Annotated in this window: 6 protein-coding genes; 3 read left to right on the top strand and 3 right to left on the bottom strand. The window is 37.0% G+C overall.

Features of this window, described 5'->3' with window-relative positions; genetic code table 11:
- The first annotated feature begins 199 nt into the window (after window positions 1-199).
- Window positions 200-1,708 carry a bifunctional GNAT family N-acetyltransferase/carbon-nitrogen hydrolase family protein gene (locus ON09_RS20840; protein ID WP_010603007.1) on the top strand — a complete coding sequence of 503 codons (1,509 nt, stop codon included), beginning with the start codon at window positions 200-202 and terminating at the stop codon, window positions 1,706-1,708.
- A 60-nt stretch (window positions 1,709-1,768) separates the two neighbouring features.
- On the opposite strand, the gene ON09_RS20835 is transcribed toward ON09_RS20840, so the two are convergent.
- Window positions 1,769-1,975 carry a hypothetical protein gene (locus ON09_RS20835; protein WP_010603006.1) on the bottom strand — a complete coding sequence of 69 codons (207 nt, stop codon included), beginning with the start codon at window positions 1,973-1,975 and terminating at the stop codon, window positions 1,769-1,771.
- A 136-nt stretch (window positions 1,976-2,111) separates the two neighbouring features.
- Here ON09_RS20835 and queG point away from each other — a divergent pair, with 136 nt between their 5' ends.
- Window positions 2,112-3,047 (top strand): tRNA epoxyqueuosine(34) reductase QueG, encoded by a 936-nt coding sequence (gene queG, locus ON09_RS20830; RefSeq protein WP_010603005.1) that lies wholly within the window; start codon window positions 2,112-2,114, stop codon window positions 3,045-3,047.
- A gap of 70 nt (window positions 3,048-3,117) precedes the next feature.
- On the opposite strand, the gene ON09_RS20825 is transcribed toward queG, so the two are convergent.
- On the bottom strand, window positions 3,118-4,983 hold the full coding sequence (locus ON09_RS20825; RefSeq protein ID WP_010603004.1) for a M1 family metallopeptidase: 1,866 nt from the start codon (window positions 4,981-4,983) through the stop codon (window positions 3,118-3,120).
- 41 nt (window positions 4,984-5,024) lie between these two features.
- Window positions 5,025-5,978 carry an exonuclease domain-containing protein gene (locus ON09_RS20820; RefSeq protein ID WP_010603003.1) on the bottom strand — a complete coding sequence of 318 codons (954 nt, stop codon included), beginning with the start codon at window positions 5,976-5,978 and terminating at the stop codon, window positions 5,025-5,027.
- Between the two features lie 183 nt (window positions 5,979-6,161).
- On the opposite strand from ON09_RS20820, the gene ON09_RS20815 reads away from it, so the two are divergent.
- Complete coding sequence (locus ON09_RS20815; protein WP_010603002.1) at window positions 6,162-8,135, top strand: DUF3857 domain-containing protein; 1,974 nt, start codon at window positions 6,162-6,164, stop codon at window positions 8,133-8,135.
- Window positions 8,136-8,197: the final 62 nt, after the last annotated feature.

The raw sequence follows: 8,197 nt of genomic DNA, 5'->3' as shown, positions 1-8,197 counted from the left end.
GGTTATATCTATTCAAAATGCTATTTAGCCAATAATATCTCGCTATATATTATCTGCTCATGATCATGTTTGCAGCGCTATCGTTATGATAGTTTGTAAAGGTCATTGCATATCAAACTAGTAAGACGCTTGGTAGAAACCTTAAATAATATGAACATTTAGGCCACTTCTCTGTTCATCAATGTAGAAATCAAACATTATGAATATAGAAATACGAAAATTAACGCTGGAAGACTATGCCGATTTAAAAGAATCAATGTTGCAAGCGTACGATAGCATGGGCGGTTCTATTTGGCCCAAATCAAGTATTGCAAAACTTCTAAATATTTTTCCTGAAGGCCAGCTTTGTATTGCTGTTGATGATAAGGTAGTGGCTTGCTCACTTTCTATTATTGTGGAATATGACGAATATGGCGATCGACATACCTATAAATTAATCACCGGAGATTATTCTTTTACCACCCACGATCCAAATGGTGACACTTTGTATGGCATCGAAATTTTCGTGCATCCCGAATTCAGGGGTTTGAGGTTAGGTCGCAGGCTTTATGAAGCAAGAAAAGAACTTTGTGAAAGTTTAAACCTCAAAAGCATCATCGCCGGGGGAAGAATACCAGGTTATCACCAATATGCCCAAACCCTTTCTCCAAGGCAATATATTGATAAAGTAAAGTCGAAAGAGATTTATGATCCTACTTTAACCTTCCAAATTTCAAATGATTTCCACGTAAGAAAAGTATTAAAAAATTATCTTCCTGGAGATAAAGAATCGAAGGAATATGCAACTTTAATTGAGTGGAATAATATCTATTATCAGGGTTTAGATGCTTCAGCACGTTCGGCTATGACTATCCGCTTAGGGCTGGTTCAGTGGCAAATGCGTTTGTTTCCGGATATGGAATCATTTTATGAACAGGTAGAATTTTTTGTAGATGCGGTAAGTGGATACAAATCAGACTTTGTGATGTTTCCAGAGTTATTTAATACACCTTTGCTGCAGCCCTATAATCATCTACCAGAAATTGAGGCCATGCGGAAACTGGCTGAAAAAACAGAAGAAATCGTCGCCAAAATGCATGAATATGCATTGAGTTACAATATCAATATTATTACCGGAAGTATGCCCCTACTAGATGGCGGTAAACTATACAATGCTTCTTACCTGTGCCATAGAACGGGCAAGATTGATGAATTCCGTAAAATTCACATCACGCCAAACGAACAAAAATATTATGGTATGGTAGGTGGAGATAAGGTTCAGGTTTTTGATACAGATTGCGGTAAAGTTGGTATTTTAATCTGCTATGATGTCGAATTCCCAGAATTAAGTAGAATTTACTCCGATCAGGGCATGCAGATACTTTTTGTACCTTTTTTAACAGATACACAGAACGGATATACCCGAGTTCGGCACTGTGCCCAGGCCCGGGCGATTGAAAATGAATGTTATGTAGCCATTGCGGGCTGTGTGGGTAACCTTCCTAAGGTTAATAACATGGATATTCAGTTTGCACAATCTGCCGTGTTTACACCATCTGATTTCGCCTTTCCTACCAATGCAATTAAAGCGGAGGCTACTCCGAATACTGAAATGGTTTTGTTAGCCGATGTAGATCTTCATCTGCTGGATGAGTTGCACCATTATGGAACAGTAAAAATATTGAAGGATAGAAGAACGGATTTGTATCAAACAAAACTTTTAAAATAACACAGCATAAAAAAACGCCGGTCGCATCAACAACCGGCGTTCATTATAAACTAAAGCTAACTATTTTTTCATCGCAAACCATACGATCAGGCCAATAACCACTGCAATTGGGATGATCCATTTTAAAACTGATCCTGCTCCGTTTTCATCTTTTTCTGTTACGGCAGGTTGCGCCGGTCCGGGATCTTCTTTATGACTTTCGTAATCTTTCTCTATCGGCTTAGGAGCTTCTCCCGATTCCGTATGTTTTGGATCTATATTTTCCATAAGTATTGTTGAGTAAGGTTCTTTTAATCCAATTCTTTGAATGTTAAAGAACTGCAATTAATTAATTTAGTTTTCTGTAAATAGAACAAGCGATTGTTAAAAAGGTTTTGCTTCTTAAGCCTTATCTTTGCATTTCGTGTACAACAATGCTGTAAAATATAGCCAACTCATAAAAGATGAAGCCATTAGGCTCGGCTTCCTGTCGTGCGGTATTTCAAAGGCCGAATTTTTGGAAGAGGAGGCGCCGCGGTTGGAACAATGGTTGAATAAAAATCATCATGGCGAGATGAAGTATATGGAAAATTATTTCGATAAACGTCTTGATCCCCGGCTGCTTGTTGATGGTGCAAAATCAGTGATTTCTCTATCCTTAAATTATTATACCGAAGAAAAACAGGCAGATCCGAATGCGCCTAAAATTTCAAAATATGCATACGGACAAGACTATCACCATGTGATTAAAGACAAGTTAAAGGCACTAACTCATTTCATTGAAGAAAATATAGGAGAAGTATCTGGCAGGGCCTTTGTTGATTCTGCACCGGTGCTCGACAGGGCTTGGGCAAAAAAATCAGGCATTGGCTGGGTTGGGAAAAACTCTAATCTCATCAGTAAAACCGATGGCTCATTTTTCTTCCTGGCCGAGTTGATTATAGATCTGGAGCTGGATTATGATCACCCTTTTCAAACCGACCATTGCGGAACCTGTACCCGATGTCTAGATGCATGCCCAACAGATGCGATCATTGCCCCACAAGTGGTTGATGGAACAAAATGCATCTCTTACTTAACCATTGAGCTAAAGAATGAGATTCCAAACGAGTTTAAAGACAAAATGGGCAACTGGATGTTTGGCTGTGATATTTGTCAGGACGTATGCCCCTGGAATCGCTTTTCGAAAGTCCATTCGGAAGCAGCATTTAAAGCTGAAAACGGTTTGCTGGATTTAACTGAAAAAGATTTGACAGAGATAACCGATGAAGTTTTTAAAAAGGTTTTCAAAGGCTCAGCAGTAAAGAGAACGAAGCTAGCCGGCTTAAAAAGAAATATTGATTTTTTAAAAACGGAGTAATCCGTCATTGCAACATAAAAGGCATCTGTTTATAAAGATTACCGAATGAAATGCAATGACAGATACCTTATTAGTTCACATTAAAGCTGTTGTCACTTTTAACCTTATCGGGTACATGGCTGCTTCCCATTACCACCCTACTCAATTTTTTATCAGTTTTAATTTTTATCTCTACCTGCTTTGTAGCATTTTCCCAAATACCGATGCTGCTGTGACGCGTTTCTTTTGAACCATCGCTGTAAGTTAATGTCAAGTCTATGGGCAGTGCTTTAACGCCCTTATTTTCTACTGTTACAGTATATCCGTCAGAATTTTTTTCAACAGATTTTATTGCCATATCCAAAACGCCTCCTTCAAAAAACCATGGTTTCCAAAACCAGTTCAGGTTTTTGCCACTTCCTTCATTCATGCTGTTAAAGAAATCATACGGCATTGGATGTTTCCCATTCCAGTTCTTAATATAGTGATGAAGTGCTTTGGTAAATAGTTCATTACCTAAATAATCCTTAACATATAAATAAGCTAAACCGGGTTTGGGATAAGAATTAGTAAAACTTCCAGATCCTTTCAGATCGGGTGTTAATGTCATGATTGGGGTGTCATCTTTGCTTCCTGATGATGAAGCGGTTGGCTGAATACCATATTCATCCACAATAGTCGAATCAATCATAGGAGAAATCAGCCACTCACCTATTGTCGCCCAGCCTTCGTCCATCCAACCGTATTTGGTTTCATTTATCCCCATATAAAACGGGAACATGGTATGGAAAATTTCATGATCAGTTAGGGTGATGGCATCCTCTCTGTTATCTACAGGGTTATCATTTACCATCATCGGATATTCCATTTGATCTAAACCATCAAAAATAGTTTCGTGGTTGTACGGAAATGGCCATTTAGGAAATTTGTAACTCATCGATTCAACTGTTTTTCGGGCAAAGTCAATCACTTCATAATAATCTTTATGTTTTGGATTAAAAACTGCATCAACCCGTGTTCTGCGTTTTGTTTTCGGGTCAACAACTAAACTGGTAGATTTCCAGAGATAATGATCACTTAACGCAAAAACAAAATCGGTAACATTTTTAGCTTCGAACTTAAACGTGTTGAAGGTATTGGGTTGCGTTACTTTTTTACCTGCTAAATCCTCATTGGTAATCACATCTACAACAGCATCATTTTTTTCAGCATTCAATAACCTCGATACAATCTGTTTCTGGAAAACATCATCAGGATTTGTTAAATCTCCAGTAGCCCAAACACTATATCCAGCAGGTACCTTAATTTGAGCCTTAAACTGATCGAAATCATTATAAAACTCTTCGGCACCCGTGTAAGGATATTTATTCCAGCCATCCACGTCATCATAAACAGCAATTCTCGGAAAAAAATAAGCGATGAAATGAGAGCCTTCGTCCACTTGTCCGGTGCGGACATGCGATCCTTTATTGATGGTATAGTTGTAATTGAATTTGAATTTAATTGTTTTACCAGGCAACAAAGGCTGGATGGCGATTTGCATGTTAGTACCATCAATTTGCAAATGACTGAGTCCAAGTTGTTGATCGTTCTGCAAAACTGAAGTAATTTTCACGCCTTCGCCCAAGTCTGATTCAGAGATTTTTGATTTTCTGGGTGTTCCTTTTTTATATAGATTAGGATAAAGTTTAAACCAGATTTCTTTCAAAGTATCAGGACTGTTATTGGTGTAAACTACCTCAGCTTGTCCTTTCAACAATCGCGATACAGGATTGAAATCAACTACCAGATTATACTTTGAAGAATTTTGCCAATACTGCTGACCAGGTTTACCGGAAACTGAACGGGTTCCCCTTTCATATGTATTCTTAAACACTGGTTCAATGGGAAGCTGAACCTGTGCATTTGCACAAATTGCAGAGAACAGCAAAATGCCTGCTATTTTTATTGATTTCATTCTAAATGATTGACTGACAACTATTATGACAGCTGCTGAAATTACTTACCAAATTTCATCTTTAACTGCTCCAACATATCTGTATTTATGGGCTGAGCTGGTTTTTCAGGCTTAGGCTGTGGCTTTTGTTGATATTGTGGTCGTTGCGCTGGCGCATTTTGTTGCGGTTTTGCTGCACGGTTTTCATTTTTCTTTGCGTTAAACTTCGCCCACTCTTCGTCTAATTTTTTCTTGGTGTAAAGCGGGAAATCGCCCTGTTTCATCCAGGCATAATAACTTGGCTCTACGGCAAACACCTGTGCTGTAGTTTTACCTTTATGTTTACCAAAGTTAAAGCAAACTTCATTTTTATCGTTATAAACCATTCTTCCCGCAAAGTCTACAGGTTTGTGAATATTGGTGAAAATATGCAAAGCCTCAACATCGTTTACAACCGGAATACTCTTGTTTCCTTGCTTATCTTCAAATTCCTTCTCCTTATACATTTCAAGCTGACCAAGCAAAACTTTGTACGTTGCGATTACATCAGCTTCAGCGGCATGGGCATTCACTAAATCTTCCTGACAATAAAATTTGTAGGCTGCTTTTAATGTACGTTGTTCCATCTGGTGGAAAATATTTTGCACATCAACAAATTTCCGTTCTTTCATATCAAAATCGATGTCTGCCCTCAAAAATTCTTCTAAAAGCATCGGTATATCAAATTTATTAGAGTTGTAACCGGCTAAATCGCTATCTCCTATAAACTCGGCAATTTCTTTTGCTAAAACTTTAAAAGTAGGCTCATTTGCAATATCTTCATCGTAAATACCATGGATTAAGGAAGTTTGCAAAGGAATTGGCATTTCCGGATTCACCCGCCAAGTTTTAACTTCTTCAGTACCATCTGGCATCGCTTTTAAAATGGCTATTTCTACAATTCTATCAGCGCCTACATTTATACCGGTAGCTTCTAAATCGAAAAAGGCTAGCGGACGTTTTAAGTTTAATTTCATTTTATTAGATATGAGAAAGATGACATAGCATTACACTAGATCGATTTTATATGTTTATTCAAAAGTGCTAAAAAGGATTGATTAGTTTATAAAACCGCTAATTAAATTCAAAATATAATTTTCAAATTATTTCTGAATATTAAATCCTAGCTTTAAATTGCCATAAATTAAACAACGCCCTCCATGAAGAAATTCTTGTTCCTCTTTCTATTATCTATTCTATCTATCACTGCTTTTTCACAAAACTTCGATTACGGTGCCATCACCTATGATGATTATGAATTTGATAGAAAAAAAATAGACAGTAATGCCAATGCGGTTGTGCTCAAAGAGTTTGGTACCGCAAGGATTGATATTGATGATGCTACTGGCCGTTTAGAACTTGTTTTTGATTACCATGTGAAGATAAAAATCTATAACAAGGAAGGCTTTGACAACGCTAATGTAATTGTTCCACTATATAAAGATGATACGCGTGAAGAAACCATCAATGATTTAAAGGCGTCAACCTTTAATTATGTGAGCGGAAGATTTGTGGAAACTGCTATGGATAGAAAAGCTACTTTTTTTGAAAACAGATCCAAGTATACTAAACTGCTGAAATTCACCCTGCCTAATTTATCTGAGGGGTCAATTATTGAATATAGTTACCGCTTAAAGTCTCCAAACCTATTTAACTTCAAAACGTGGAATTTTCAAAGTAACATACCGAAGGTAATTAGTGAATACCAGGTGCTTATTCCCGGACTCTATAATTACAATGTTTCGCTTCGGGGTTATCAGAAACTAACCGATCAGAAGGTAGAACTGTTACGCGAATGCTTACGCTTGAACGGAGCCACCATTGATTGTTCAAAGATTACCTATCTAATGAAAAATGTGCCTGCTTTTATCGAAGAAGATAATATGACAGCACCGAGCAATTTCAAGTCTGCCGTTTATTTTGAACTTTCTGACGTGGTTAATCCTTCGGGTGCGAAAACATCATATACCAAAACCTGGAAAGATGTTGATTATGAGCTTACCAGCGATAAATCTTTTGGTTCGCAAATGAAACGCAAAGATGTTTATAAGGAATTAATTCCAGCTATTATCAACGATGCTACTGATGATTTAAATAAAGCTAAAGCGATTTATAATTATATCAAAAAACAGGTGAAATGGGATAATTATTATGGTATTTACAGTGTAGATAATATTAAAAAATCTTTAGAAAACCGATCGGGATGCGTTGCAGATGTAAACCTTAATTTAATTGCTGCACTCTCTGCTGCAAATCTCGATGCTGAAGCGGTTATTCTATCTACCAGAGAAAACGGTGCCATAAACAAACTTTATCCCGTAATTTCTGATTTTAACTATGTTGTAGCTAAGGTTAACATTGGCGATAAGAGCTACATGTTAGATGCTACCGAACCCTTACTGCCTTTTGGATTATTGCCCTTGCGCTGCATGAATGATCAGGGACGTGTGATTAATCTGAAAAAGCCATCTTATTGGATTGATTTAAAAGCCAGTCAGAAAACAGTAACCAATTATATTTTAAATGGAAAACTTAATCAGGATGGTAAAGTGATCGGAACCTTAAGCACAATTTCTCAGGGTTATGCTGCATATAATAAAAGAAAAGAAATTAAACGATACACTTCGGCTGATGAATTTGTAGAAAAATTGGATGATCGACTGACAAAAATTAAAATTGTGAATCACACTATTGATAATCTGGATAGCGTTGAAAACCCGCTTACAGAAAATTACGAAATTGAATTCACCATAACTGATGGTTCCAATAAAAACAATTTCTATTTAAGTCCATTTTTCATCAATGCAATTACCAAAAACCCGTTCAACTTGAATGTAAGAACCTATCCTGTTGATTTAGGTGTTGCATCTGATGAGCGGATCATTATCAACATCGATCTTAATCAGCATTATAATCTGGTAGAAAAGCCAAAAGATATGGCCATCGGACTTCCAAATAATGGTGGAAGATATTTGCTTCAAACGCAATTAGACGGAAAAACGCTATCATTAAGTCAGATTTTGCAGTTTAATAATGCCATTTACGAACCCGATGAGTACCCCTATCTGAAGGCCTTTTACAGTAAGATTATCCAAAGTCAGAAAGCGGAATATTTGTTGAAAAAGGCTGATTAATATGAAAATTAAATTAATATTCCTTTACATTTTAGGTTTGGCTAATAGTGCTGTTGCACAAG

The sequence above is a fragment of the Pedobacter agri PB92 genome (assembly GCF_000258495.1).
Lineage (GTDB): Bacteria > Bacteroidota > Bacteroidia > Sphingobacteriales > Sphingobacteriaceae > Pedobacter > Pedobacter agri.
This window is presented reverse-complemented; position numbering and strand designations above follow the sequence as displayed.